At 71.5% G+C, this 26,023-nt stretch carries 25 protein-coding genes, 1 tRNA gene and 1 pseudogene; 10 read left to right on the top strand and 17 right to left on the bottom strand.

Going from position 1 to position 26,023, the window contains the following annotated elements:
- Positions 1–123: 123 nt before the first annotated feature.
- The 7 genes from E2170_RS09495 (at position 124) to E2170_RS09465 (ending at position 9,773) form a co-directional block, all read left to right on the top strand.
- Complete coding sequence (locus tag E2170_RS09495) at positions 124–3,798, top strand: Calx-beta domain-containing protein (protein ID WP_165942212.1); 3,675 nt, start codon at positions 124–126, stop codon at positions 3,796–3,798.
- Positions 3,799–3,958: 160 nt separating this feature from the next.
- Positions 3,959–5,032: a pyruvate dehydrogenase (acetyl-transferring) E1 component subunit alpha gene (pdhA, locus tag E2170_RS09490; RefSeq protein ID WP_133000427.1), complete on the top strand. Its 1,074-nt coding sequence runs from the start codon at positions 3,959–3,961 to the stop codon at positions 5,030–5,032.
- Positions 5,029–6,039 (top strand): transketolase C-terminal domain-containing protein, encoded by a 1,011-nt coding sequence (locus E2170_RS09485; RefSeq protein WP_133000426.1) that lies wholly within the window; start codon positions 5,029–5,031, stop codon positions 6,037–6,039. The genes pdhA and E2170_RS09485 overlap by 4 nt, the downstream gene beginning before the upstream one ends.
- Positions 6,040–6,100: 61 nt before the next feature.
- A complete protein-coding gene (locus E2170_RS09480) occupies positions 6,101–7,528 on the top strand; it encodes a dihydrolipoamide acetyltransferase family protein (protein ID WP_133000425.1) in 1,428 nt (475 codons plus the stop codon).
- A gap of 154 nt (positions 7,529–7,682) precedes the next feature.
- The gene (locus E2170_RS14155; RefSeq protein ID WP_133000424.1) at positions 7,683–8,444 is read left to right on the top strand and encodes a peptidoglycan DD-metalloendopeptidase family protein; all 762 of its coding nucleotides are present in this window, start codon (positions 7,683–7,685) and stop codon (positions 8,442–8,444) included.
- Between the two features lie 67 nt (positions 8,445–8,511).
- Complete coding sequence (locus tag E2170_RS09470) at positions 8,512–9,372, top strand: HEAT repeat domain-containing protein (RefSeq protein ID WP_133000423.1); 861 nt, start codon at positions 8,512–8,514, stop codon at positions 9,370–9,372.
- Positions 9,373–9,389: 17 nt separating this feature from the next.
- Entirely contained in the window at positions 9,390–9,773 is a 384-nt protein-coding gene (locus E2170_RS09465) for a VOC family protein (RefSeq protein ID WP_133000422.1), read from the top strand.
- Positions 9,774–9,825: 52 nt separating this feature from the next.
- Here E2170_RS09465 and E2170_RS09460 read toward each other — a convergent pair whose 3' ends face one another.
- From E2170_RS09460 to E2170_RS09415, 10 genes and pseudogenes are all read right to left on the bottom strand, one after another.
- On the bottom strand, positions 9,826–10,779 hold the full coding sequence (locus E2170_RS09460; RefSeq protein ID WP_133000421.1) for an MBL fold metallo-hydrolase: 954 nt from the start codon (positions 10,777–10,779) through the stop codon (positions 9,826–9,828).
- Between the two features lie 70 nt (positions 10,780–10,849).
- Positions 10,850–11,161 carry a hypothetical protein gene (locus tag E2170_RS09455; protein ID WP_133000420.1) on the bottom strand — a complete coding sequence of 104 codons (312 nt, stop codon included), beginning with the start codon at positions 11,159–11,161 and terminating at the stop codon, positions 10,850–10,852.
- Between the two features lie 119 nt (positions 11,162–11,280).
- Positions 11,281–12,486: pseudogene (locus E2170_RS09450) on the bottom strand (tryptophan--tRNA ligase); the annotation flags it as partial.
- Between the two features lie 171 nt (positions 12,487–12,657).
- A complete protein-coding gene (locus tag E2170_RS09445; RefSeq protein ID WP_133000418.1) occupies positions 12,658–12,858 on the bottom strand; it encodes a CsbD family protein in 201 nt (66 codons plus the stop codon).
- A gap of 127 nt (positions 12,859–12,985) precedes the next feature.
- A complete protein-coding gene (locus E2170_RS09440; RefSeq protein WP_133000417.1) occupies positions 12,986–13,141 on the bottom strand; it encodes an entericidin A/B family lipoprotein in 156 nt (51 codons plus the stop codon).
- Positions 13,142–13,277: 136 nt separating this feature from the next.
- Entirely contained in the window at positions 13,278–14,201 is a 924-nt protein-coding gene (gene rocF, locus E2170_RS09435) for an arginase (RefSeq protein ID WP_133000416.1), read from the bottom strand.
- Positions 14,202–14,261: 60 nt separating this feature from the next.
- A tRNA-Thr gene (locus E2170_RS09430) sits at positions 14,262–14,337 on the bottom strand.
- A gap of 29 nt (positions 14,338–14,366) precedes the next feature.
- Positions 14,367–15,185: an SPOR domain-containing protein gene (locus tag E2170_RS09425; RefSeq protein ID WP_133000415.1), complete on the bottom strand. Its 819-nt coding sequence runs from the start codon at positions 15,183–15,185 to the stop codon at positions 14,367–14,369.
- A 9-nt stretch (positions 15,186–15,194) separates the two neighbouring features.
- Positions 15,195–15,935 (bottom strand): type III pantothenate kinase, encoded by a 741-nt coding sequence (locus E2170_RS09420; RefSeq protein ID WP_133000414.1) that lies wholly within the window; start codon positions 15,933–15,935, stop codon positions 15,195–15,197.
- Positions 15,932–16,972 carry a biotin--[acetyl-CoA-carboxylase] ligase gene (locus E2170_RS09415; RefSeq protein WP_133000413.1) on the bottom strand — a complete coding sequence of 347 codons (1,041 nt, stop codon included), beginning with the start codon at positions 16,970–16,972 and terminating at the stop codon, positions 15,932–15,934. Before E2170_RS09415 ends, E2170_RS09420 begins: the two co-directional genes overlap by 4 nt.
- 105 nt (positions 16,973–17,077) lie before the next feature.
- Here E2170_RS09415 and E2170_RS09410 point away from each other — a divergent pair, with 105 nt between their 5' ends.
- Both E2170_RS09410 and E2170_RS09405 read left to right on the top strand, forming a co-directional pair.
- A complete protein-coding gene (locus E2170_RS09410; protein ID WP_133000412.1) occupies positions 17,078–17,347 on the top strand; it encodes a hypothetical protein in 270 nt (89 codons plus the stop codon).
- Positions 17,348–17,356: 9 nt separating this feature from the next.
- On the top strand, positions 17,357–18,106 hold the full coding sequence (locus tag E2170_RS09405; RefSeq protein ID WP_425477850.1) for a M90 family metallopeptidase: 750 nt from the start codon (positions 17,357–17,359) through the stop codon (positions 18,104–18,106).
- Between the two features lie 7 nt (positions 18,107–18,113).
- Here the strand turns inward: E2170_RS09405 and E2170_RS09400 are convergent, their stop codons facing one another.
- The 5 genes from E2170_RS09400 to dusA all read right to left on the bottom strand — a co-directional run bounded on the left by E2170_RS09400 (position 18,114) and on the right by dusA (position 22,825).
- On the bottom strand, positions 18,114–19,508 hold the full coding sequence (locus E2170_RS09400; RefSeq protein ID WP_243708179.1) for an ATP-binding protein: 1,395 nt from the start codon (positions 19,506–19,508) through the stop codon (positions 18,114–18,116).
- A gap of 70 nt (positions 19,509–19,578) precedes the next feature.
- Positions 19,579–20,265: a response regulator transcription factor gene (locus E2170_RS09395; RefSeq protein ID WP_133000410.1), complete on the bottom strand. Its 687-nt coding sequence runs from the start codon at positions 20,263–20,265 to the stop codon at positions 19,579–19,581.
- A 67-nt stretch (positions 20,266–20,332) separates the two neighbouring features.
- A complete protein-coding gene (locus E2170_RS14240) occupies positions 20,333–20,707 on the bottom strand; it encodes a PepSY domain-containing protein (protein ID WP_425477849.1) in 375 nt (124 codons plus the stop codon).
- A 182-nt stretch (positions 20,708–20,889) separates the two neighbouring features.
- Positions 20,890–21,801, bottom strand: coding sequence for an arginine deiminase-related protein (locus E2170_RS09385; protein ID WP_133000408.1), 912 nt, complete (start codon positions 21,799–21,801; stop codon positions 20,890–20,892).
- 13 nt (positions 21,802–21,814) lie between these two features.
- The gene (gene dusA, locus E2170_RS09380; protein ID WP_133000407.1) at positions 21,815–22,825 is read right to left on the bottom strand and encodes a tRNA dihydrouridine(20/20a) synthase DusA; all 1,011 of its coding nucleotides are present in this window, start codon (positions 22,823–22,825) and stop codon (positions 21,815–21,817) included.
- A gap of 211 nt (positions 22,826–23,036) precedes the next feature.
- Here dusA and E2170_RS09375 point away from each other — a divergent pair, with 211 nt between their 5' ends.
- Positions 23,037–23,231, top strand: coding sequence for a heavy-metal-associated domain-containing protein (locus E2170_RS09375; RefSeq protein ID WP_133000406.1), 195 nt, complete (start codon positions 23,037–23,039; stop codon positions 23,229–23,231).
- Positions 23,232–23,279: 48 nt separating this feature from the next.
- On the opposite strand, the gene cueR is transcribed toward E2170_RS09375, so the two are convergent.
- Both cueR and E2170_RS09365 read right to left on the bottom strand, forming a co-directional pair.
- Positions 23,280–23,702 (bottom strand): Cu(I)-responsive transcriptional regulator, encoded by a 423-nt coding sequence (gene cueR, locus E2170_RS09370; RefSeq protein ID WP_133000405.1) that lies wholly within the window; start codon positions 23,700–23,702, stop codon positions 23,280–23,282.
- Entirely contained in the window at positions 23,699–25,984 is a 2,286-nt protein-coding gene (locus tag E2170_RS09365; RefSeq protein ID WP_133000404.1) for a heavy metal translocating P-type ATPase, read from the bottom strand. The genes cueR and E2170_RS09365 overlap by 4 nt, the downstream gene beginning before the upstream one ends.
- Positions 25,985–26,023 lie beyond the last annotated feature (39 nt).

Below are 26,023 nucleotides of genomic sequence, written 5' to 3'. Positions count from 1 at the left end.
CGTACGGCCACGGATGGATCGGCTCCCGGCAGGCCACGGCCTGTCACCCCGTTGCCGCACGACTGCTGCACAATCGGCCGGTCGCGGCGGGGGCCGCGCAGCCACTTCCAGGGGATCCACCACATGCAACCGAATCCGCGCCGCCTGGCGCTCGCGCTCGCCCTTTCCGCGGCCATCGCCGCCGCGCAGGCCAACGATACGCCGCAGACCCTGCCCTTCTCGCAGGACTGGACCAACATCGGCCAGATCACCACCAACAACGACTGGTCGGGCGTGCCCGGCATCATCGGCTTCCGCGGCGATGGCCTGGCCGGCGGCACCGCGGCCGATCCGCAGACGATCCTGGGACCGGATTCGCCCGGCGTGGTCAACGTCATCGCCAACCACGCCAACCCGAACACCAACAACACCGGCGGCGTGGCGGAGTTCCACATCGACAACCCGGTGGTGGCCCTGCAGGGCAGCGGCACCGCGCGCGCGCCCTACCTCCGGATCCATCTCGACACGCGCGGCGCCAGCGGCATCCAGGTGTCCTACCTGCTGCGCGACGTCGACAGCAACAACGACAACTCGGTGCAGCCGGTGGCGCTGCAGTACCGCGTCGGCGGCATCGGCAACTTCATCAACGTGCCCGAAGCCTTCGTCGCCGACGCCAGCAACGGCCCGGGCCTGACCAAGGAAACGCAGGTCTCGGTCACCCTGCCGGCGGCGGTCGACAACCAGGCGCTGGTCGAGCTGCGCATCATGACCGCCGACGCCGTGGGCAGCGACGAGTGGATCGGCATCGACAACATCAGCGTCGTCGCCGGTGGCGGCGGGAAGGTCGATCCGGTGATCAACGTCGGCGATGCCAGCGTGGCCGAGGGCGACTCCGGCACCAACAGCCTGACCTTCCAGGTCAGCCTGACCCAGCCCGCGGGCAAGGGCGGCGTGAGCTTCGACTACGCCACCGTCGACGGCACCGCGACCGCCGGCAAGGACTACATCGCCGCCAGCGGCAGCGCGAGCATTGCCGAGGGCGAGCAGTCGGTGTCGCTGCCGGTCAGCGTGCTCGGCGACACCGTGGTCGAGCCCGACGAGACCTTCAGCCTGCAGATCTCGAACGTCAGCGGCGCCCAGGACGGCACCCTGGCGGGCACCGGCACCATCCTCAACGACGACTTCGTGACCATGCCGATCTCCGCGATCCAGGGCGCGGGCGCGACCTCGCCGCTGGAGGGCGAGGTGGTGGTCACCACCGGCATCGTCACCGCGCGCAAGAACAACGGCTTCTTCATGCAGACGTCGGACGCCGAGGCCGACGACAACGAGGAGACCTCCGAGGGCCTGTTCGTGTTCACCTCCGCGGCCCCCGGCCCGGAGGCGGCCGTGGGCAACCGGGTGCGCGTGCAGGGCACGGTGCTGGAGTACATCCCCGCCGCCGACCCGCACCAGCTGCCGATGACCGAACTGAGCTTCGCCACCGTCACCCAGCTGTCCACCGGCCACGCCCTGCCGGCACCGGTGGTGATCTCGGCCGAAAGCGCCCTGCCCGACGGCGGCCTCGACCAGCTCGAGCGCTACGAGGGCATGCGCGTGGTGGTGCCCAACGCGCGCGTGGTCGCGCCGACCCGCGGCAACACCAACGAGACCCAGGCCACCTCCACCGGCAACGGCCAGTTCGCCGTGGTCGCCGACGGCGTCGCGCGCCCGCTGCGCGAGGCCGGCATCCAGGTGCCCGACCCCGACCCCAGCGGCACCACCGCCACCGCGATCCCGCGCTGGGACTTCAACCCCGAGGTCATCGCGGTGGACAGCGACACCATCGGCGCGCCGCAGGCCAACCTGGCCGCCGGCTGCGTGATCATCGACGACACCCTGACCGGCCCGCTGGACTACACCTTCCGCCGCTACACGGTGTATCCGGAAACCACGCTCGCGATCGAGTGCGGCGGCCTCGACCAGCCGCGCTCCTCGGTGCTGCCGGGCGACGACCACGCCAGCTTCGCGACCTACAACCTGCAGCGCTTCTTCGACACCGTGAACGACCCCGGCATCAGCGAGCCGGTGCTGACCGCGGACGCCTTCGCCAGCCGCCTCAACAAGGCCTCGCTGGGCATCCGCGCCTACATGCATTCGCCCGACGTGATCGGCGTCAGCGAGGTCGAGAACCTCAACGCGCTGCAGGCGCTGGCCGCGAAGGTCAATGCCGACGCGGTGGCGCTGGGCCAGCCCGACCCGGGCTACGTCGCCTACCTCGAGGAAGGCAACGACGTCGGCGGCATCGACGTCGGCTTCCTGGTCAAGGCCGGAGAAATCGGCGCGTCGCTGCGGCGCGTGCAGGTGCTCTCGGTCGAACAGGTGGGCGCGGACGCCACCTGGACCTACGACGGCGACGGCTCCACGACCCTGCTCAACGACCGGCCGCCGCTGGTGCTCGACGCGGTGGTGAACTTCGCCGACGGCCGCGAGCTGCCGGTGACGGTGGTCACCGTGCACCAGCGTTCGCTCAGCGGCATCAACGACGAAACCCCGCTCGGCACCGGCACCAACGGCGACCGCGTGCGCCAGAAGCGGCAGAAGCAGGCCGAATTCCTGGCCGGCATGCTGCAGGACATGCAGCAGGCCGACCCGGAGCGCAAGCTGATCGTGCTCGGCGACTTCAACGCCTTCGAGTTCAACGACGGCTACGCCGACGCCATGGGCACCGTGACCGGCATGCCCTCGGCCGATGCGACCACCGCGGTGAATGGTGACGGCGCCGACCTGGTCGAGCCGGACATGTACAACGCGACCTTCGGCGTGCCGGCGGAAGAGCGCTATTCGTTCGTGTTCGAGAACAACGCCCAGTCGCTCGACCACATCCTGGTCAACGACGCGGTGCTGGCCTCGCCGCTGGTCAACTCCTGGACGATGAGCCACGCGCGCATCAACGCCGACTTCCCGGAGACCGCGCGCAACGACGCCAACAGCGCCGCGCGCCTGTCCGACCACGACCCCTCGGTGCTGCTGCTCCGGCTGCAGGCGATCCAGTTCGCCGACATGCAGGCCGTGGTGACCGCCCCGCAGCCCTCGGTGGCCGTGGCCGGCACCATGACCTGGCTGGTCGAGGCCACCAATGCCGGTCCGGATGCGGCACAGTTCCCGGGCCTGGGCATCGCGGTCGACGCCGAACTGCCGGGCCTCACGGTCACGGCCCCGAGCGGCTGGACCTGTGAACCGGGCAGCGTGACCGGTGGCCAGACCACCGCCGCGTGCACCGCGGACGAGCTTGCCGTTTCGCAGCCGGCCGGATTCAGCGTCCAGGCCGCGGCGCCGCCGGAAGCGGCCGGCTCCACGGTCACCCTGACCGCGGCCGCGACCTCGCAGACCGAGGACCCGGAGGCCGGCAACGACAGCGACAGCGCGGCGATCTCGGTCGCAAGCATCGCCGACCTGTCGGTGCAGGTGTCCGGTCCGGCCGTCTTCCCGCGCACGGCACCGACAAGCTGGTCGGTGGTGGTGGCCAACGACGGCCCGTCGCCGGCGCCTTCACCGGTGCTGGACGTGGCGGCCTCGGTGCCCACCGCGCGCGTGACGCTCGAGGTCGCGCCGGGCTGGACCTGCACGCCCGCGGCCGCGTCGTCGTTCCGCGCGACCTGCATCGCCGACGACGGCGCCCTGGCCAGCAGCGAAACCCTGCTGTTCACGGTGACCGTGGACACCACGGGCAAGCTGATGCCGCCGATGTTCTCGATCGAGGTCGACGTGGACTCGGCGGCGACCGATCCGGCGCTGCACGACAACAGCGATTCCATCCAGGTGAAGATGGGGCGCTGAATCCGGCCATCGCCGGGATGCAAGCAGGAGCGCGGCCCCGGCCGCGCTCCTTTTTTTCGCACCGCGGCGGGCCGACCGCCCTTGCCGCACCGCGCAACAAACCCCGAACATCGTCCGGGTATCATGTCCGGCTCCCGTGGATGACCGAGCACGTGACCGCATGAGCGTTGCCGCGACCTTCGAAATCGAATATCTCCAGTACCTTGGCCCGGATGGCACCCTGGTGGCCGAGCTGCCGCCGGAAGCGCCCTCGGCGACCGAAATCCTGCCGCTGTTCAAGCAGATGCTGCTGGTGCGCACCTTCGACGCCAAGGCCATCGCCCTGCAGCGCACCGGCAAGCTCGGCACCTACGCCGCCTGCCTGGGCCACGAGGCCACCCACGTCGGCATTGGCGCCGCGATGCGGCCCGAGGACGTCTTCGCCCCCAGCTACCGCGAGTACGGCGCGCAGTTCATGCGCGGCGTGAAGCCGCGCGACGTGCTGATGTACTGGGGCGGCGACGAACGCGGCAACGATTTCTCCGGCCCGAAGCACGACTTCCCCTGGTGCGTGCCGATCGCGACCCAGTGCCTGCACGCCGCCGGTTCCGCGCTCGCGTTCAAGCTGCGCGGCGAGGATCGCGTGGCCGTGACCTGCTGCGGCGACGGTGGTTCGTCGAAGACCGACACCTACGCCGCGATCAACTCCGCCGGCGCCTACGCCCTGCCCTTCATCCAGTGCATCATCAACAACGGCTGGGCGATCTCGGTGCCGCGCAAGGCGCAGACCGGCGCCAAGACCCTGGCGCAGAAGGGCCTGGCCGGCGGCCTGCACTGCCTGCAGGTGGACGGCAACGACCTGTTCGCCGTGCTCGAGGGCATGCGCCGCGCGATGGCGCGCGCGCGTTCGGGCGAAGGCGGCAGCGTGATCGAGTTCATGACCTACCGCCTGCACGACCACACCACCGCCGACGACGCCCGACGCTACCGCGACGACGCCGAGGTCAAGGACGCCTGGACCCGCGACCCGATGACCCGCCTGCGCACCTGGCTCAGCGCCCAGGGCGCCTGGGACGAGGCGCAGGAGAAGGCCTGGATCGAGGAGTGCGGCCGCATGGTCGACGAGGAAATCAACGCCTACCTGGAGAGCAAGGTGCAGCCCGTGGAAGCCATGTTCGACTACCTCTACGCCGATCCGCCGGCCGACCTGCTGGAGCAGCGCGCCGCCGCCATCGCCGCGGAGAAGCGTTCGTGAGCGCCGCGGCGAAGAAGGACGCGGCGCCGGCCGCGATCACCCTGATCGAGGCGATCACCCAGGCGCTGGCGTACGAGATGCGCAACGACGACTCGGTCGTGGTGCTGGGCGAGGACGTGGGCGTCAACGGCGGCGTGTTCCGCGCCACCGCCGGCCTGCAGGCCGAGTTCGGCGACCAGCGCGTGATCGACACCCCGCTGGATGAAACCACGATTGCCGGTTTGACCGTAGGCATGGCCGCGCAGGGCATGAAGCCGGTGGCCGAGGCCCAGTTCGACGGCTTCGTCTACCCGATGCTCGACCACGTGATCTGCCACGCCGCGCGCTTCCGCTACCGCACCCGCGGTCGCCTGACCTGCCCGATGGTGCTGCGCGTGCCGTGGGGCGGCGGCATCCGCGCGCCGGAGCACCACTCGGAGGCCAACGAGGCGCTGTTCACCAACGTCCCCGGCCTGCGCGTGGTCCTGCCCTCCTCGCCGGCACGCGCCTACGGCCTGCTGCTGGCCGCGATCCGCGAGCCGGATCCGGTGATCTTCATGGAGCCCAAGCGCATCTACCGCCAGTACAAGGAGCTCGTGCCCGACGACGGCGAAGCGCTGCCGCTGGACGTGTGCTTCGTGCTCCGCGACGGCACCGACGTCACGCTCGTGACCTGGGGCGCGCAGGTGAAGGAAACGCTGGAAGCCGCCGAGGCCCTGGCGAAGGACGGCATCAGCGCCGAGGTCATCGACGTCGCCACGCTGACACCGCTGGACTTCGCCACCATCGCCGAATCGGTCGCCAAGACCGGCCGCTGCGTGATCGTGCACGAGGCGCCCAAGACCGCCGGCTTCGGCGGCGAGATCGCCGCGCGCCTGGCCGAGGAGTGCATGTACGACCTGCTGGCCCCGGTCGAGCGCGTCACCGGCTACGACACCCACATCCCGCTGTTCCGTCTGGAAATGAAGTACCTGCCCAGCGTCGAGAAGATCGTCGCCGCGGCGAAGCGGACCATCGCCGCCGGCTGAGGCCGGCGCGCACGACAAATACGCAAACGCTCCCGCGAGCACCGATTTCCCGAGGACCGACATGGCCGACAAGAAGACCTTCCACCTCCCCGACCTCGGCGAGGGCCTGCCCGACGCCACCATCGTGGAGTGGTACGTCAAGGAGGGCGACACCATCCGCCTGGACGACAACCTGGTGTCGATGGAGACCGCCAAGGCCGTGGTCGACGTGCCCTCCCCGGTCTCGGGCAAGGTGCTGAAGCTGGCCGGCGCCGCCGGCGACGTGGTGATCACCGGCGCGATGCTGGCCGAGTTCGAGATCGATCCCAGCCTGCCGCAGCGCGCCGAGGGCCAGGACACCGGCCACCACCACGGCGGTGGCGGCCATGGCGTCGGCAGCCAGGACCCGGCGCCCGACGACAGGGTCGTGGCCTCCGACGAAGGCGGCGCGATCAGCGACGCCGGCGAGCCCGCGCCCAAGGGCGAGGCCGGCGGCGAGCGCAGCGACAGCGGCACCGTGGTCGGCGCGATGCAGTCGTCGGACGCCGTGCGCAGCGAGCAGGCGGTCGCCGTGGGCGGCGTGCGCGCCATGCCCGCGGTGCGCGCGCAGGCGCGCAAGCTCAAGGTCGACATCACCCGCGTACAGGGCACCGGCGCCGACGGCACCGTGACCATGGCCGACGTGAAGCGCGCCGCCGCCGACGGCTCCGCGGCGATCGGCGCCGCGCCTGCGGCCGCCCCGGCGGCCCCGGCCGCGCAGCGCCCCGCTGCCGCACCCGCACCCGCACCCGCCGCGCGCGACGCCGGCGACCGCACGCGCCTGTCCGCCTCCGGCAAGCCCATGCGCACCCAGCCGCCGGGCGTCGCCGCCAGCGGCCAGCCCGAGCAGCTCAAGGGCGTGCGCCGCAACATGGCGCGGGTCATGGCCGACGCCCACAGCAAGGTGGTGCCGACGACGCTCGTCGACGACGCCGACCTGCACGCCTGGGTCGGCAAGCAGGACATCACCGCCCGCCTGATCCGCGCCATCTGCGCCGCGGCGAAGGCGGTGCCGGCCCTCAACGCCTGGTTCGACGGCGACAGCCTGACCCGCACGATGCATCCGCAGGTCGACATCGGCATCGCCGTCGACACCGAGGACGGCCTGTTCGTGCCGGCCCTGCGCAACGCCGACGTGCTCGACCCCGCGGGCGTGCGCGCCGGCATCCAGCGCCTGCGCCAGCAGGTCGAGGACCGCAGCATCCCCGCCAGCGAGCTGTCGGGTTACACCATCAGCCTGTCCAACTTCGGCATGTTCGCCGGTCGCTACGCCACGCCGGTGGTGGTGCCGCCGTGCGTGGCGATCGTCGGCGCGGGCAAGCTGAGCCAGGACGTGGTCGCGGTGATCGGCGGCATCGAAGTGCATCGCCGCATGCCGATCTCGCTGACCTTCGACCACCGCGCCGCCACCGGCGGCGAGGCCGCGCGCTTCCTCAAGGCGCTGCTCGACGACCTGTCGCTGCCGGGCTGACACTGCAGCAGACCGGAAGCGGCAGCCCGCCGCTTCCGGGTTTCCCCCAGGTATCCGGGTCGATTTCCCCTGGCGATGATCGGCGGGTGCGCGGAACCCGCGCATCCGGCGCGGCCAGCAGGCCGTGTCGCCATGCCGGAAAGGGGAGATCCACATGCGCCGTCGCCCGCTCACCCGCCTTGCCCTGCTCGCCGTGCTCGCGTCCCTCGGGACCGCCGCCCACGCGGCACCCGCCTTCCAGCTGCCGTTTCCCTGCAACCAGACCTGGTCGGGCCAGACCCGCACCAACCATTCGCCACAGCGCTCGATCGACTTCAACCGCGCCAACGATCTTGGCGACCCGGTGGTCGCTTCGGCCGCGGGCAGGGTCACCGTGGTGCGCAACCTCGGCAACACCAGCTATGGCCGCTACGTCGTGATCGACCACGGCGGCGGCTGGACCACCTACTACGCCCACCTCAACTCCTGGTCGGTGTCGGTTGGACAGCAGGTCTCGCGCGGCCAGCGCATCGGCACCGTCGGTTCCACAGGCGGTTCCACCGGTCCGCACCTGCACTACGAACAGCGCCGCAACGGCTCCGCCGTCAGCATCGTCTTCAACGGCAGCGGGGCCTACTACTGGGGCACCCGCAGCTACACCAGCCGCAACGGCTGTGGCGGCGGTGGCGGCGCCGCAGGCACGGTCCGCACCAACGGCGCCAACCTCAACGTGCGCAGCGGTTCGTCCACCAGCCATTCCATCGTCGGCTCGCTCGCCAACGGCGCCAGCGTGAGCATCCAGTGCCAGACCCGCGGCCAGTCGATCGCCGGCTACTATGGCACCAGCAACATCTGGAACCGGATCGGGACGGGCCGCTTCATTCCGGATGCCTACACCTACACAGGCTCGAACGGTTTCGTCGCACCACAATGCTGACCCCTTGCCCCACCGGGTTCCGGCGCCCGCCCTGCACGGCGGGCGGCCGTGACGCGTGGGAGTTGCGATGAGTCGCCGCGGCCTGGTCACCGGCCTGGCCGTGGCCGTTCTGGCCGCTGCGTTGCTTGTCGCGACGTGGATTCGGCAGGCCGGGCCGGGTACCGCGCCCACGGTGACGGACGCCCTGCCCGGCGGCGCTGCGCCTTCCGCGGAGGGCGCGGCACTGGCGATGCAGGGCAACGCCACCACCTGGGGCGTCCCGGACGGGGACGCGCGCCGGGCGCTCATGCAGCGCTATGCCACCGAGCTCGATGAAGACGTGCGTGGCGCCCTGCTCGCCGAACTGCAGCGACATCCCGACGACGAACTGCGCGACTTCGCACTCGAACTCGTGTCCGGCGGCGACGCCGCGACCCGCCTACGCGGCTACGACCTGCTGGCCGCGTTCCCGCTCGATGCTGCGGAGGTCCGCGACGCGGTACTCGCCGGCCTGGGCAACGAACGCGATCCACAGGTGCTCGCCCAGGTCGTCGGCCTGGCCGTTCCGACGGTGTTGCCGGCCTCGGACACCGAGCCGATGGCCGATGCCCTGCAGGCGCTCACCAGCCACCGTGATCCGGACGTGCGCGCGCGCAGCGTGGTTCACGCCGCGCAATGGGCCGAGCCGGAGCAGGCGAGGCAACTGCTCACCCGGGCCATCCTCGATGAGTCCCCGCAGGTCCGGCACGCCGCCATTGCCGGCGTGATCGCCACACGTGCGCACTCCCCGCAGCTGAAGGAAGCCCTGCTGTGGACCGCCAGCGACGCGGGCACAAGCGACGAGCAACGCGCGGCGGCGGTGTTCGCCCTGCAGTGGTACCGTCTGGACGACAAGGAGTACGCGATTTACCGCCAGGCCGAGAGGGACACCGGCGGCCACGCCCACTGATATCCCGGAGCAGCCCCATGACCCACCACAGCCGCTTGTCCACCTTCGTGCTGGATTGCCGGGTCGACGACCTGGCGCCGCATGTGGCGTTCTGGAGCCAGGCGCTGGGCAAGCGCGTGCAGTCGGCGGACGAGGACGGCGACGGCAAGTACGCGCGCCTGTGCACCGAACGCGACGAGCCCATCCTGCTGCTGCAGAAAGTCGGCCATGACAGCCGCATCCACCTCGACATCGAGGCCGACGACGTCGACGCCGAAGCCTCGCGCCTGGAAGCCCTGGGTGCGAAGCGGATCGAAAAGATCCACACCTGGTGGGTGATGGAGGCACCCAGCGGCCACCGCTTCTGCGTGGTGCGCATGCAGCGCACGCCACCGGGGCCGCACCTCAACGCCTGGGACTGAGCGCGCCAGCCGGCCGCAGCTTCTGCATGCCCCGCTGCGGTCCCGCGCGCGATCAGGCCGTCTGTGCCTTCTTCCGCTCCCGCTCCAGCCACACGGCCAGGCCCTGGGCATTGAGTTCGATGTCCAGCGCTAGCAGTTCGGGCACCGTCCGCTCCGGGTCGGAGACGCCGTGGATCCGCGCGCGGTCCACGTAGAGCTTCGTCAGCGCCTGCTTCAGCGCCTCGTGGCGGTCGGGCGCATCGGCCAGAAACTGGGCCAGCGCGACCATCGCGTCCACCTGTTCGACCAGGCGCAGGCCGACGCGCTGCACGTCGCCGCGCACGGCGCCGTAGTGGGTGACGTGGCAGGCTGCCGGCTGCCTGGCGAGCATGCGCCGGATCGAATCCTTCATCTGAGCCGGATCGAACTGCACCGGCGAGGTGGTCGGGATCACGAAGGCGCTGCCGCCGACGTCGAATTCCCGGTAGGAGATGCCGAAGCTGTCGCCGGTGAACCAGGTACGGCTGCGCTCATCCCACACCGAAAGATGGTGCAGGGCGTGCCCCGGCGTGTGCGCGAGCAGCAGCGGCCGCCCGGCAAGGTCGACGACATGGCCATCGGCGGCCTCCACCACCCGCTCCGGCGGCGCCGGCACCAGCCCGCCGTAGGCCTGTTCGAACAGCGCGTCGCCGTAGACCTGGCGCGCGCTGGCGATCAGCTTCGCCGGATCGATGAGATGCGGTGCGCCGCGCGGATGCACCACCAGCTTCGCCGCCGGCAGTTCCCGGAGCAGCGCGCCCGCGCCGCCGGCATGGTCGAGGTGCACATGGGTGGCGACGACGAAATCCACGGCATCGCGCGCCAGGCCCGCCGCGTCCAGCGCCGCGAGCATGGTCGGCACGCTGTGCAGGGTGCCGCAGTCGATGAACGCCGCGCGCCCAGATTCCACCAGCAGGTAGGCGGCGCAGAACGCGGGGCGTTCGCCGAAGCCGGTGTCGATGAGGGTGATGCCATCGCCAGGTTGCACGCTCGGAACTCCGTTGCAGGCCAGCCCCGAGTCTAGTGCCCGCGGCGTCCGCGGGCCCTCCTGCCTTGGTCTAGGTCCTGCGCCGGAACAGCATCGCGCGCACGACGAACGCCACCAGCATCGCGCCCAGGAACACGCCGTAGCCGGCCGCGGTCGCGAGGATCTGCCGCCACATGCGCCCGTGCGCCGGGTCGGCGATGTCCTGCAGCCAGTACAGGCTGGCCACGAACAGTCCGAGCGAGAGCGCCACGGCGGCGAGGTCGTAGAGGCGACGCGCGAACCCGCGGGGCTGGCGCGGGTAGATCCAGAACAGCACCGACAGGATCAGGAACCACGGCAGGAACAGGATCAGGGTCAGGTTGACCTCGACCAGCGGATTCATTCCGCATCCTCCGTGAAGCGTTCCAGCGCGCGCAGCAGCGCCTCGGGGTCGACGCCCTCGCCCAGGCCGCCGATGTGTGCATCGTCCAGCCACACGCGGCCGGCGCCGTCGACGCGCGGTGCGACGGCGCCGGATTTCAGCAGGGCGACGATGCGCCCGACCTCGCGCGGCGATTCGAAGCCCTCGCCCTGCAGCAGGAGCAGGTCGCCATCGACCAGCTTGAAGTGGAAGCGGCCGTCGGCCTCGCGGTACTGCTTGAACGCCGGCGGCGCGGTCTTCGCGGCATCGTCGCCGGTATCGCTGCCGCCGCCATGCACGGCCGCCAGGTCGCGCAGGCCCACGGCGTGCCGGAGGTGTGCGAGGAAGGGCCGCGCCTGCTCGTCGCGCAGCCGCTCACCGCCGACGCGCAGGATGCGCTCGATCCCGGCCGGATCGGCGGACAGTGACTGGTAGCGCTCACGCAGTGGCGCCAGTTCGGCGTCGATGCGCTCGAAGACCTGCTCCTTGGCCTCGCCCCAGGCGACGCCGGCGGCGAAGGACCTGGCCATGGCTTCGGCCTCACCCCCGTCGGCGAAGGCCTGGTAGAGCTGGAACAGGGCGGAACCCCCGGTGTCCTTGGGCTCGCCCGGCGCCCGCGAGTCGGTGACGATCGAGAACACCAGCCTGCGCAGCTGTTCGCGCGGCGCGAACAGCGGGATGACGTTGTCGTAGCTCTTGGACATCTTGCGGCCGTCCAGGCCGGGCAGGGTCGCCACCTGCTCCTCGATCGCGGCCTCGGGCAGGGTGAAGTGCTCGCCATAGACGTGGTTGAAGCGCTGCGCGAAGTCGCGCGCCATCTCGATGTGCTGCACCTGGTCGCGACCCACCGGCACCTTGTGCGCGTTGAACAGCAGGATGTCGGCGGCCATCAGCACCGGGTACATGTACAGGCCCGCGGTGACGCCGGCGTCCTCGTCCTGGCCCTCGTCGCGGTTGCGGTCGACCGCCGCCTTGTAGGCATGCGCGCGGTTGAGCAGGCCCTTGCCGGCCACGCAGGACAGCAGCCAGGTGAGCTCGGTAGTCTCGGGCACGTCGGACTGGCGGTAGAAGGCCACGCGCTCGGGGTCGAGCCCGCAGGCCAGCCAGCTGGCCGCGATCTCAAGCGTCGAGCGCTGCACGCGCACCGGATCCTGGGTGCTGATCAGGGCGTGGTAGTCGGCGAGGAAGAAGAAACTCTCGACGTCATCCGCCGCGCTCGCCGCCACCGCCGGGCGGATGGCGCCGACGTAGTTGCCGAGGTGGGGAACGCCGGTGGGCTTGATGCCGGTGAGGACGCGCAGGCTCATGAAAAGGCCGGAAGATTGGGAACGGCGCATTTTAGCCCGCGCGGGGGGCACTGGCCGGACCCGCGCCCCTTGGGACCATGCCCGTGTCCCGAATGCACGACGGGCCGGCAGAGGCCGGCCCGTCGTGCGTACTACATCGTGGATCAGTGGACCGGGGCTCCGGTCGGGAACTCAGTCGAGGGTCTTCTCGAATTCGCGGACCTCGCGCTCGGCCTGCTCGCGCTCCCAACCGTACTGCTCCTGCAGCTTGCCGGCGAGGTATTCGCCGTTGCCCTCCGCGACGTCGAACACGTCGTCGGTGAGCTTGCCCCACTTGGCCTGGGCCTTTCCCTTCACCTGCGTCCACTTGCCGGCAATGATGTCCTTGTTCATGGTCTTACCTCGTTCGATGGGGGAACGATCTCCGCGATGCGGAGGATCGGGGTCCATCCTGCCCAAGCGGCCATGGTGGTGCGGTCAAGGATTCGTTGCGCCGGTCTTCACTTCGATGACCCGGCGTTCAGCGCGGATCGGTCGCACCGGTGTCTTCGGCGGCGTCCTCGACCTTCTCGCCGACCTTCTGCACGTCCTTGCCCGCACCCTTGACGGTGTTGCAGGCGGACAGCATGCCGACAGAGAACATCGAGATCAGGCACAGCAGGGCAATACGCTTCATGGGACTCTCCAATGGTGGTCAATGCCGCGGGCGTGATTCGCCCGGGTCGGACCATGAAACGCAGGCAGGGGTGAAAATCGCGTTTAGACGCCGCCCGGGCGGCCCGGGAGCGGCGGTGTCCATTCATGGACTGCGCTCAGTCGCGCATCAGCGTGGACTTGCCGAACAGGCTTTCCACCAGGTCCACGGCCAGCCGCGCAGTGCGGTTGCGGCGATCAAGCGCGGGATTGACCTCGACCACGTCGAGCGAGTCGGCACCGCCGGCGTCGGCGATCATCTCCATCATCAGCTGCGCCTCCCGATAGTCGAGGCCACCGGGAACGCGGGTGCCGGTGCCCGGCGCGATGGAAGGATCGAGCACGTCGACATCGAAACTCACGTGCAGGTGGGTGTCGGCGTCGATGCCGGCCAGCGCCTCCTCCATCACCTGCTTCATGCCGACCTCGTCGATGTAGCGCATGTCATAGATGTCCAGGCCGTGCTCGCGCACCAGGCGCTTCTCCTCCGGGTCGACCGAGCGGATGCCGATCTGGCGCACGTCGGCCGGCGAGATCATCGGCCCCTGCCCGCCCAGGTTGACCAGCACATCGGGCCCCAGCCCGCAGAGGCAGGCCACGGGCATGCCGTGGACGTTGCCCGAAGGCGTGATGGCGGAGGTGTTGAAGTCGGCGTGGGCGTCGAGCCAGAGCACGCGCAGGCGCTTGCCCTTCGCGCGACAGTGGCGGGCGACCGCGGCGATCGAGCCCATGCCCAGGCAATGGTCGCCGCCCAGCATCACCGGCATGCGTCCGGCCTCGAGTTCAGCCGCCGACATCTCCATCACCGCGCGGTTCCAGGCCACGACCTCGTCGAGGTGGCGGTAGCCGTCGACGGGCGGCATCCACGGATTGCGCGGCCCGCTGACATCGCCGCGGTCGACCACATCGACCCCGCGTGCGGCCAGTGCCTCGACGAATCCCGCCACGCGCAGCGTCTCCGGGCCCATGGATGCCCCCCGCGTGCCGGCTCCCACGTCGGTGGGCACGCCGAACACGGACACGGGCTGCAGTTTCAGGGACATGGGGTTCCTCCAATGGAAAGTCGGCGATCCGCGCAGGGGGCGCATGCGCCACGCGCATCGTGGTGCCGGCAGTCCGATTCGAACGGACGACCTACCGCTTACAAGGCGGTTGCTCTACCAGCTGAGCTATGCCGGCACGATGCGCCACGTCGGGCGCGCCGCATTCTAGCCTGCCGTGGTGGCATCCACGATGCCGGCGCAGCCGATGTCCCGCGCCTGCGCCGCGCCGGCCGCGCGGCGCGCGGCCTCGGCGTCGAACCCCGGCCCCGCGGCCACGTCCAGCCAATGGCGCGTGCCGGCATCGCCGACGGGCTGCGCCAGGGCCGGGAAGCCGGCGGCGCGCAGCGCCGATTCACGACGGCGGGCGGCGGCTTCGCTGCCGTAGCGGCCCAGCGCGATGCCGTTGGCCTCTTCGCCGCCCGGCACGACCAGCAGGTCGTCGAAGCCCGCGGCCCTGATCTTCGCCGCCAGCGCATCCGCCGCCGCACGGTCGGCCTGCGGTGCCATCGCCACGCGCCAGCCGCGGGGGGCCTCCACCTGGTCGCGAACGCGCATGCGCGCCGCGCCCAGAGGTTGCAGCAGCCCGCGGGCGGCGGCGACCGGGGACGCATCCGCGAAGGGACCGAAGCTGAAACAGCGCAGCTCGGCGACACCCTGCGTGGACGCGGCGGCATCGGCAACCTGCTGCGGAGCCGCCACGACCGCGGGCGTGCCACTCCCGGCGGAAGGTCCGTTGGCGTGGTCGCCTGTCGCCGCGGCCGGGACGGCCGTCGGCATGGCCTCCGGTTCGCCGGCAGGTGCGGGCGCCGCGACATTCCCGCTGGCCGCACCGTCCGCCGACGTTTCGCCCAGCAGTTGCAGCCGCGGCACGTCGTCGGGCTGCAGCCACGCTGGCGGCGACGACGGCCCCGGGCGCAGCAGCCACCAGGTGGCGACGCCGAAGTTGAGCATGACCATGAGGACAAGCAGTGCGCGTGCGGGCATGGCCGGATTCTAGCCCGCGCGCGCAGGTTGCCGCGCCAGCCGCGCGAGGCCTTCCATGACCAGTGAAGGCGCGTGCACGGCATCGTCCAGGTGCGGTAGCAGCGCGCGCGCGCCACCGCCGTGCAGCAGCAGCATCGGCGCCTGCCCGGCGCGCGCGGCGGCGGCTTCGCGGCTGCGTGCGACCAGACCCAGTGCGGCGCCGAGACAGCCCGCCGCCAGCGCGTCGGCCGTGTCCACGCCGAAGTCCATCGCCGAACCCCCCTCGGCGGGCAGCTGCGACGCGCGCGCATGCAGGGCTTCGCGCATCAGGGTAGGCGAGGGCGCGATGCTGCCGCCATGGTGGAGGCCCTCGGCATCGAGCAGGTCGACGGTCAGCGCCGTGCCCACCCCGATCACCAGCGCCCAGCCGCGCGCATACGCACGCGCACCGACCATGGCCAGGGCGCGGTCCACGCCCAGCCGGGCGGGCTCCGCGTAGCCGACGCGCACGTCCGCCATGGTGCGCTCCACCCGCACTTCGACCACGCGGGCGGCACGCGGCACCAGCGCCTGCAGCAGGGATGCGCGCAGCGCAGCGGGACCCACGCTGGCCAGCCATGCCACTTCGATCCGCGGCGGCAGGGCCGCGGTCCAGGCCGGGTCAAGCACACCGCCTTCGTGTGCGAACGCGACCACGTCGCCGGCGCCGCCGGCACCGAGCGCCGCCAGCTTGAGCCGGGTGTTGCCGAGGTCGAACAGCCAGTCGCTCACGCCGCCACCCGGCGTGCGCGCAGGCTGGCCTCGCCAGCATGGAAGTGGCGTTCCGCGCCGTCGATGTCCACGCGCAGCGCGCCATCGGGCGCCAGGCCCAGCGCCCGGCCCGCGTGCACCCTGTTGCCGGCGCGCACGTCGACCGCACGGCCCGACAGCGCGTCCAGCGCGGCGTGGCGCGGCAGGAAGGGGCCCAGGCCATCGTGATCGAACTGCGCCAGCGCCGGCACCAGGCGCGAGACCAGGGCCGCGGCCAGTGCATCGCGCGAAGGCGGCGTCGGATGCCCGAGGCCCGCCAGGTCGCACCACGGCTGGTCGATCGAAGCCGCAGCGGCCGCGGGCATGCGCACATTGAGGCCAAGCCCGACCACCGCGCGCACCGGCCCCGCATGTTCGCCGCCACCCTCGACCAGCAGACCGCCGAGCTTGCGCAGCACACCGTCCGCGGGATCGGGCACCACAAGGTCGTTGGGCCACTTCAGTCGCACCCTGCCGTAGCCGAGCCCGTGCAGGGCCTCGGCCGCGGCCACGCCGGCGACCAGGCCCAGCCCGCCCAGGCGAGCCAGTCCGCCCTCGAAGCCGCGCGAGAGCGACAGGTAGAGATTGGCTGCCAGCGGCGACGCCCACTCGCGTCCCAGCCGCCCGCGCCCGCCCAGCTGCCGCTCAGCGAACAGCACCTCGACGCCGCGTGCCGGCGTGCGCCGCCGCAGCAGCTCGCTGTTGGTGGAATCGATCGTCCAGGCGACCACGGGGCCGTGCACGGCCTCGCGGACATCGGCGGACAGAGCAGCGGCGATCGCGTCGGCATCGAGCAGGTCCGGGGGCGCATCCAGCGAATAGCCGAGCCCGGGCCGCGCACTGACCGCGACGCCGGCGGAGCGCAGGGCCTCGATCCGCTTCCACACCGCGGCCCGGGTCAGGCCCGCCTCGCGCGCCAGTGTGTCGCCCGACACCGGCCCGGCGGCCAGGCGCAGCAACAGGGCCTTTTCGGCGGCATCGACCTCGCGCGGGGCCAGGGCTTCGTCATGGGCGGGCATGGCCGGATTATCACACCTGGCGGAGATCCGGCCCGCCAGCGCGTGCATGTCACCGCCAGCCATGTATGATCCGGAGGTTCACCCGGTCATCGAACAGGCTCTGCCATGTCCGTCCGCGCCCTGCCCATCGCCCTCCTGCTCTGCCTCGCCCTTCCGGCGGAGGCCCGCGATGCGCGCATGGCCAGCGCCGGCGGCGACGGCTCGTCCTGCACCGCCGACTACCCGGCCGGCGCCGCGCCCGACGTCGATCCCGCGCGAGCCGCCAGGCGCCAGGATTCGGAGAAGCCGGCGATTCCCCGCGGCACGACGGGCACGGATGTCGACGCCACGCGCCCGCCACGCTGGCACAGCTTCCTGCCAGGGATGTTCCGCTAGGGGCGAAGCGTGATCAGGCGCCTCTTCCGGCGCCCCCCCGCCGACATCGATCCCGGCACCTGGCGGCAGGTCCGCCGCGACGTGCCCTGGGTGGCCGCGCTCGACGAAGAACGCGATGCGCGCCTGCGCGCGCTGGCCGCGCGTTTCCTGCACGAGAAGGCCATCACTCCGGTCGGCGACCTCGCGCTCGACGATGCCGCGCGCGCCTCGCTGGCCGCACTGTGCTGCCTGCCGCTGCTGGAGTTCGGCGCCGAGGGCCTGCACGGCTGGTCCCAACTGCTGGTGTATCCCGACGCCTTCCGCGTCGACCGCAGCCATGTCGACGCCGCCGGCGTGATGCACGAGTGGGAGGACGACCTTGCCGGCGAAGCCTGGGAACACGGCCCGCTGGTGCTGTCCTGGGCCGACGTCGCCGCCGACCTGGAGACCCCGCGCGAGGGCTTCTGCGTGGCGGTGCACGAGATGGTGCACAAGCTCGATGCGCTCGACGGCCTGCTCGACGGCACCCCGCCGCTGCCGCGCGCCTGGCAGCGCGAATGGGCTCGCGACTTCCAGCAGGCCTACGACGCCTTCGTCGAGCGCGTCGACCGCGGCCTGCACACCCCGATCGACCCCTATGCCGCCGAGGCGCCGGAGGAATTCTTCGCCGTCTGCAGCGAGTACCACTTCAGCGATCCGGCCCTGCTCGCGCGCGAGCTGCCGCCGGTCGCCGCACATCTGCGGCGCCTGTACGGTCCCTCGCCCTTCGCCCACGGCTGAGCCGCGGTCACAGCCCCGGAGGCAGCCGCACCAGGAAGCGCGCGCCGCCCAGCTCCGGCGATGCCGACACCTCCATCTCGCCCCGATAGCTGCGCACGATGTCCTGCACGATCGACAGGCCGATGCCATGGCCCTGCACGCGCTCGTCGCCGCGCACGCCGCGCTGCAGGACATGGGCGATGCGCTCGGGCGGGATGCCGGGTCCGTCGTCGTCGACCATGAGGACCAGCCCCGGCCGCCGCTTCGGCGCGCTCTCGCCCTGTTCGACGGTGAGCAGCACGCGTGACCGCGCCCACTTGAAGGCGTTCTCGAGCAGGTTGCCCAGCAGCTCCTGCAGGTCGCCCGGCTCGCCGTGGAAGCGCGCCTCCGGATCGATCTCGAACTCGCACACCGCGCCCTTGGCGGCGTAGATTTTCTCCAGCCCGCGCACGATGCCATCGGCGTAGGGCTCGATCTCCACCGGCGCAGCGAACAGCTGGTGCCCGCCCGACGCCCCGCGGCTGAGCTGGTAGCTCACCAGCTCGTTCATGCGCTGCACCTGGTCGGCGACGTCGGCGCGCAGCTCAGCCTCGCCGGCGTCGCTGTCCAAGCGCGTGCGCAGCACCGCCAGCGGCGTTTTCAGGCTGTGCGCGAGGTCGGCCATGGTGTTGCGCTGGCGGTCGAGGTTCTGGCGTTCGCTTTCGACCAGGGCATTGATGCTCTCGGTCAGGGGCTCGAGCTCGCGCGGGTGCAGTTCGCTCATGCGGTCGGCCTGGCCGCGCTGCACGCGGTTGAGCTCGGCCACCACCCGGCGCAGCGGCAACAGGCTCCAGCGCAGCACCACGGCCTGCAACAGCAGCAGCACCAGGCCGGCGATACCAAGGTAGCCCCAGAGCGCGGCGCGGAACACGCGGACCTGCTGCGGCAGGATGCCGGCGTCCTCCATGATGTAGATCGTGTACGGGAACTCGGCCTCCGGACGCTGCTCGAGGTCCCAGATGAAGCCCTTGCCGTAGCGCAGCACCTCGCCGTAGGCGCCGTCGCCGTGGGTGATCGCCAGCGGGCCTTCGAACTTCTCGAGGCCGCCCTCCAGCAGTTCCGCCTCGGGAAGTTGCGGGCCACGGGTGGACTCCGACGACCAGTTGCCATTGGGCAGCACCACTTCGGCGTACAGGCCGCTGCCCGGGCGCTCGAAGCGCTCGTCGGGCTGGGTATAGGGCGGGATCAGGTTGCCGGCGCGATCGAATTCGATGTCGCGCGCGTACGAGGTTGCGTAGCTGCGCAGGCGGTCGCGCTGGAGTTCGCTGGCGACGTCGACGAAGGCGCGATCCAGGGCGTAGCCTGCACCGGCCAGGAAGGCGAGCAGGCCCAGGCTCGCGGCCAACAGCTGCCGCGCCTGCAGCGAGCGCGGCCTCCAGGCCAGTGTTCCTTGCTTGCTCCCCTGCCCCACGCCGCCTCCTGCCGCCCGCGGGCGCGCCCTGCGCCCGCCGGGCTCAGCCCTCGCCGTTGCGCGGGATCGCGAAGCGGTAGCCGCGGCCGCGCACGGTCTCGATCGGCTTCAGCGTACCCTCGGGGTCGAGCTTCTTGCGCAGGCGGCCGATGAAGACCTCGAGCACGTTGGAGTCACGGTCGAAGTCCTGCTGGTAGATGTGCTCGGTGAGGTCGGCCTTCGAGACCAGTTCGCCGGCATGCATCATCAGGTACTCGAGCACCTTGTACTCGTAGCTGGTGAGGTCGACGTTGCTGCCGTTGACGGTGACCGTCTGCGCGGCCAGGTCCAGCACCACCGCACCACATTCCAGGGTCGGCTTGCTCCAGCCCGCGGCGCGGCGCACCAGGGCGTTGATGCGCGCCAGCAGCTCCTCGACGTGGAACGGCTTGACCAGGTAGTCGTCGGCGCCCTGCTTGAGGCCGTCGACCTTGTCCTGCCAGCTCGAGCGCGCGGTCAGGATCAGCACCGGGAACTGCTTGCCCTCGTCGCGCAGGGCCTTGACCAGCTCCATGCCCGACATCTTCGGCAGGCCGAGGTCGATGATGCCGACGTCGAATGGAACCTCTCGGCCCATGTACAGGCCTTCCTCGCCGTCCTGCGCGGCGTCGACCGCGAAGCCTTCGCGCTTCAGGCGCGCGGCGAGGGTCTCACGCAGGGGGGCTTCGTCTTCGACCAGGAGGATGCGCATCGATATCTCCAGTAGGTCCGCCGCGGACATCCGCGCCGGGCTTGGGGGCTCACGCTAGGGTGCGAATTCAGTCGTCGTCGCCACGTGTAGGACGCGGCGCGCGGCGCGAGCTCGGGTCGTCCATGTAGACGCGCACGCGGCCGCGGTCGTCGACCACCTTGACCCGGCTGATGTCGCGTCCGTCGTAGGGCACGCGTTCCGCGCTCAGTACCTGCCCGCCGGTCCGGCTCTGCACCCGCCGGACGGAGTCGGCCAGCGCGTCGTTGCGGGCGGCCCGCGGCGACGGCACGACGGGACGCTGGGGACGGGCCGCCTGTTCGGCGGCTCGAGGCGGTGGCGTGGCCCCACGGGCCGGGCGACGGCCGTCGTCAGCATGCGCCAAGCCTGTCAGCGCAAACGCGGCCGACAGGCAGGCAACCAGGGACAGGCGACAGGCGGTCATGGCGGGCATTTTCAAGAGAATACAGAAAGTTACGCGCCCGGACAGCCGAAGCCCCGGGGCGATGCGGAGATTCTCGGAAGCAGGCGGTGAATTGGTCCTTAACTTTTCCGGCCCCTTGGCGGCCCCGGCTCCCTCCCTGTTCATAATTGGCCGGGCCCCGCCCGGACAGAGATCCCGGCCGATCAGTAGATCTCGGCCACGCAGCAGCGCAGCGAGCCGCCCGCGGCCTCGATCGCGTCCAGCGGCACGCCGCGGACCGCGAAGCCGGCCGCGGTGAGCGCCTCGCGGCTGGCCGGCGCCAGGGCCTGCGCCGCGCGTTCGCTCATCCACACCGAATCGTCGGACAGGCTGATGGCGTTGCCGGCAAAGGCGGCCTGCTCCTGTGCCGACAGCAGCACCGCGTGCGGCGCGTACAGCGCGGCGATGGCCTCGACCACGGCCGGGTCGGCGATGCCCGCCGGACAGATGATCGCCGCGCGCCCGGCCAGCACCGCCAGCACCACGTTGGTGTGGTACTCGCCGGGCGCCAGGTCGAACATCAGGGTCGCACGCAGGCCCAGGGCCTCATGCATCAGCCGCGCGCCTTCTTCGTCGCAGCGCTCGGACAGGCCGCACAGGCCGAGGCCACGGGCACGGTCGATGGCCAGGGCGCCGGTCAATTCGCAGGGATGCGGCTGCCGCGACAGGTCGCGCTCGGCGTAGCCAAGCATGTCGCGGAAGAAGCCGCGGATGTCGGGGCGCTCCGCCTCGCGCTGGCGCACCGGGTGGCGCATGCGCCCGACCACCAGGCCGCCGGCCACGGTGGCGAAGACGTTGTTGGGGAACAACGCGTCGGGCGCGCCGGGAATGCCCGGGAAGCACAGCGTCGGCAGCACCCCGGACAGCGCGCGTTGCAGGCCGCGGTGCTGTTCCGAAGCGCGCACGGCATCGAAGCCCTCGACTTCGGCCATGTAGCGGTTGTCGGTCGCCGATTCCTCGGCGCGGCCGAAGCCGTCGGGCGCGACCAGGAAGGCGGCGCGCGCGGTGGCGGGGCCAAAGTCGGGGGCACAGCTGCGGGCGAACTCGAGGAAGCTCGCGGTGTCGCGGGTCAGCATGGTTGTCGTGTCCTCAGGCAGCGGCGCGATCCGCTCCGCCGGTGTGTGAAAGGGCTTCCTCCACCAGCGCCCAGCCGGCGCCGGGCCGGTGCGCACCCTCGCTGAGCACCTGGCGGAAGGCGCGGCCGCCGCGCTCGCCATGGAACAGGCCTAGCAGATGGCGGCTGATGTGCTTGAGCTGGGCGCCGCGCGCGAGCTGGGCTTCGACGTAGGGCCGCATCGAACGCAGCACGTCGGCGCGGGTGGACAGCTCACCGCCGTACCAGGCCACGTCGAGCCGGTGCAGCAGCCAGGGATCGTGGTAGGCGGCGCGGCCGAGCATCGCGCCGTCGACGTGTCCCAGGTGCGCGGTGGCCTCGCCTTCGTCGGCGATGCCGCCGTTGACGATCACGGCGAGCTCCGGCCGCTCGCGCTTGAGCGCGTAGGCCCAGTCGTAGCGCAGCGGCGGCACCTCGCGGTTCTCCTTCGGCGACAGCCCCTTGAGCCAGGCGTTGCGCGCATGGACCACGAACATCCGGCACCCGGCGTCGGCCACGGTGTCGATGAAGGCGAGGAAACGCCCGTACTCGTGGTCGTCGTCGACGCCCAGGCGGCATTTCACCGTCACCGGCACGTCCACCGCCGCGATCATCGCCGCCACGCTGTCGGCGACCAGCGCCGGCTCGCGCATCAGGCAGGCCCCGAAGCGGCCGGCCTGCACCCGGTCGGAGGGGCAGCCGACGTTGAGGTTGATCTCGTCGAAGCCGTGTTCCGCGCCGATCCGTGCGGCCTGCGCCAGCAGCGGCGGCTCGCTGCCGCCGAGTTGCAGCGCGACCGGGTGTTCGACCGGATCCGCCGCCAGCAGCTTCGCGCGGTCGCCGTGGATGACGGCGTTGGCGTGGACCATTTCGGTGTACAGCCGGGCGTGCGGCGCGAGCAGGCGATGGAAGACCCTGCAGTGGGAGTCGGTCCAGTCCATCATCGGGGCGACGGACAGGCGGATGGAGGCCGCATAGCGCGATTCTCGACGCGGATCCGGTGTCATCACTGCGTCCTGTTGCCTGTCTACCGCGGTCATCGTCTGGCCCTGCAACAGCCTCTGGGCACGGGTGGGCGTGCCGGGACGCATAGGTTACACGGCCACCTCCGGACGCTCCGGCGGACCATCCGGCGCAGGCCACGGCCTGGCACAGGCTTGACCTTGCCACCGTGGCAAGCCCCAAGCTGTCGGCAGACCCCACCATGGCGGAACCCCCATGCGATTCCATCTCGAAGACATGACCTGCGGCGGCTGCGTGCGCGGCGTGACGCGGGCGATCCAGTCGGTCGATCCCGGCGCGAAGGTCGAGGCGGACCCGCCCAGCCGCACGGTCGAAGTCACCACCACTGCGACACGCGAACAGATCGAAGCGGCGCTGGCCGAGGCCGGCTTCCCATCGGGCGCTGGCTGAGCCTCCACGGCGCCGGCCGCTGCCGGTCCGGTCCGCGTGGCGTTGGCGTCAGGCGGATGCCGCGCCGCGCGTGCCGCCTTCGCCATCGTCCTCCAGCCCGGCCAGGATCGGACAGTCCGGCCGGTGATCGCCGGCGCAGCAGTCGGCCAGGGTGCGCAGCGTGTCGGCCATCTGCCGCAGCTTCGCGATCCGGCCCTCGAGGTCGGCAATGTGCGCCTGCGCCAGGCGCTTGACGTCGGCGCTGCGGCGCGACCGGTCGCTCCACAGGCCCAGCAGTTCTTCGATTTCGACCACCGCGAAGCCGAGGTCGCGCGCGCGGCGGATGAAGCGCAGCCGGTGCACGTCGGCGTCGCCGTACAGGCGGTAGCCGGCCGCGCTGCGTTCGGCCGGGGGGATCAGCCCTGCGTCTTCGTAGTAGCGGATCATCTTCGCGGACACGCCGGATGCCGCCGCGGCTTCACCGATGTTCATGCCTGGCCTTCCTCCATGCCGGCCGCCGGCGCTGGCGGCGTGAACCCTCGCAGCCGCAGCGCGTTGCCGAGCACGAACACGCTCGACAGCGACATCGCGCCGGCGGCCAGGATCGGCGAAAGCAGGATGCCGAAGGCCGGGTACAGCACGCCCGCCGCCACCGGAACCAGGGCGGTGTTGTAGGCAAAGGCCCAGAACAGGTTCTGGCGGATGTTGCCGATGGTCGCCTTCGACAGCGCGATGGCATTGGGCACGCCCTGCAGGCTGCCCGACATCAGCACCACGTCGGCCGCCTCCACGGCGATGTCGGTGCCGGTGCCGATGGCCAGGCCGACGTCGGCCTCGGCCAGCGCCGGGGCGTCGTTGATGCCGTCGCCGACGAAGGCGAGGCGACCGTGGGCGGCCTTGAGCCGGCGCACCGCATCGACCTTGCCCTCGGGCAGCACCTCGGCCACCACCTCGTCGATGCCCAGGCGCGCGGCGATGGCCTGCGCGGTGCGGGCGTTGTCACCGGTGACCATCGCGACCTTCAGCCCGAGCGCATGCAGCGCCGCGATCGCCGCGGGCGTGTCGGGCTTGACCGGATCGGCGACCGCCAGGATCGCCGCCAGTCGCCCGTCGACGGCGGCGTACAGCGGCGACTTGCCCTCGCCGCCGAGCCTGGCGGCCGTGGCTGCGAACGCGTCCGCGTCCAGCCCCAGCGCGCGCATGTAGCGGTCCGCGCCGACCTCGACGCGACGCCCCCCGACACCGGCGCACACGCCCATGCCGGTGACCGACTCGAAGTCGCCCGCTTCCGGCACCGCGATGCCAGCCGCCTCGGCGGCATCGACGATCGCACGCGCGATCGGGTGCTCGGAGCGCGACTCCACCGCCGCCACCAGGCGCAGCACCTCGTCGCGCGCGAAGCCCTCGGCCAGTTCCAGGTCGGTCAGCGCAGGCCGACCTTCCGTGAGCGTGCCGGTCTTGTCCACCGCGACCACGGTGGTGTCGCGGAGCAGCTGCAGCGCCTCGCCCTTGCGGAACAGCACGCCCAGCTCCGCGCCGCGGCCGGTGCCGACCATGATCGAGGTCGGCGTGGCCAGGCCCATGGCGCAGGGACAGGCGATGATCAGCACCGCCACCGCGTTCACCAGCGCCAGCCCCAGCGCAGGCTCGGGGCCGAACAGCATCCACGCGAGGAAGGTGAGCAGCGCCGCCAGCATCACCGCCGGCACGAACCACAGCGTGACCCGGTCGACCAGGGCCTGGATCGGCAGCTTGCCGCCCTGCGCCTGCTCGACCAGGCGGATGATCCGCGCCAGCACCGTGTGCGCGCCCACCGCCGTCGCACGCACGGTCAGCGCGCCCTGCTGGTTGACGGTGCCGCCCACCACGGCGGCGCCGACCGGCTTTTCCACCGGGACCGGCTCGCCGGTGATCATGGATTCGTCGACGAAGCTGCGGCCTTCGACCACCTCCCCGTCCACCGGCACACGCTCGCCCGGGCGCAGCTCCAGCAGGTCGCCCGGTACGACGTCGTCGATCGGGATCTCGACCGAGCGCCCCCCGCGCACGACGCGCGCGAGCTTCGGCTGCAGGCCGACCAGGCGCTGGATCGCCTCCGACGTGCGCCCCTTGGCGCGCGCCTCCAGGTAGCGGCCCAGCAGCACCAGGACCACGATCACCGCCGCCGCCTCGTAATACACGTTGACCGTGCCCGCGGGCAGCAGCCCCGGAGCGAAGATGGCGACCACCGAATAGCCCCAGGCCGCGAGCGTGCCCACCGCCACCAGCGAGTTCATGTCCGGCGCCAGGCGCAGCAGCGCGGGGATGCCGGCGACATGGAAGCGACGCCCCGGGAACAGCAGCACCAGGGTGGCGAGGACGAACTGGATCAGCCAGCTCCGCTGCATGCCCAGCGAATGCTCGACCCAGTGGTGCATCGCCGGCACCAGGTGCGCGCCCATCTCCAGGATGAACACCGGAAACGCCAGCGCCGCCGCCAGCAGCAGCTCCCGCCGCAGGACACCGCGCTCGGCCTCGCGGCGCGCGGCCGCGTCGTCGGCGACGGCGGCGCCTTCGGGGTCGATCGGGCGCGCGTCGTAGCCTGCCTTGTCCACGGCCGCCAGCAACGCCTCCAGCGGCACGGCGCCCTGTACGCGGGCGCGCTCGGTGGCGAGGTTCACGCTGGCGTCGTCGACGCCCGGCACCGCCCTGAGCGCGCGCTCGACGCGGCCTACGCAGGACGCGCAGGTCATGCCTTCGACGGAGAGTTCGGTGGTGGCGTTGGTCGGGGACATGGGCGCAGCCTAGACCTTCCCATGATGTGAAGGTCAAGC

The sequence above is a fragment of the Luteimonas arsenica genome (assembly GCF_004352825.1).
Taxonomy (GTDB): domain Bacteria; phylum Pseudomonadota; class Gammaproteobacteria; order Xanthomonadales; family Xanthomonadaceae; genus Luteimonas; species Luteimonas arsenica.
This window is presented reverse-complemented; position numbering and strand designations above follow the sequence as displayed.